Here is a 597-nt window from a genome sequence, read left to right as displayed (position 1 = left end):
GATCGCACGGGTGATATTACCAAGCCACAGCACCCTGAGTTTGCTAAGCAGCTAATCGACATTTTAGGTATCGTTGATCTTCATGAAAAAATTCAAGACACCGATCTTTTTCAACGCGCAGGTAAGAGTGACAATCCGCTTGAATATTTGAGACGAAATGATGCTTTGCTCGATGACCCGCTGCAGAGTTTTGCTTGTAAGTAGAGCGATTGGAATAAGGATACACGGAAATGAGGCTACCCCAACCATTACCAGATGAATCCTTTCACAGTCGAATTTGTAGGCATATTAAGCTTTGCGGTAGCACAACAGAACAATACCTTAAGGAGGTATTTGGTGATAACCGAGCATCCGTACATCCTTACCTGAATGCGAATCTTGGTTCGATATGCAAGGCATTGAGTCAGTCAGCTTCTGATGTGTGGTTAAACCAAACTCTTGCGCCGCTATTCTTCCATTTTCTCCCTGAGTATAGGAAAGTGATAGGTGACATGAATGTGTCACCCTGCCGCTTAATTAGAGCGAGTCAAATTTCTGCTTTTAGAGAAAAAGAGCGGTTACATATCAAATACTGTCCTAACTGTGCTGAAGAAGATG

At 42.9% G+C, this 597-nt stretch carries 1 protein-coding gene and 1 pseudogene; both read left to right on the top strand.

The window, feature by feature from the left end; all coding sequences use genetic code 11:
• Positions 1–204, top strand: a pseudogene (locus AB4486_RS25695) (ATP-binding protein); the annotation flags it as partial.
• A gap of 26 nt (positions 205–230) precedes the next feature.
• A partial coding sequence (locus AB4486_RS25690; protein WP_372119564.1) for a TniQ family protein occupies positions 231–597 on the top strand: 367 nt, incomplete at its 3' end.

Origin of the sequence: Vibrio sp. 10N.222.55.C6 (assembly GCF_041473395.1) — a bacterium.
GTDB classification, from domain to species: domain Bacteria; phylum Pseudomonadota; class Gammaproteobacteria; order Enterobacterales; family Vibrionaceae; genus Vibrio; species Vibrio crassostreae_C.
The sequence above is the reverse complement of the archived record's forward strand: the minus strand, read 5'-3'. Positions and strand labels throughout refer to the sequence as shown.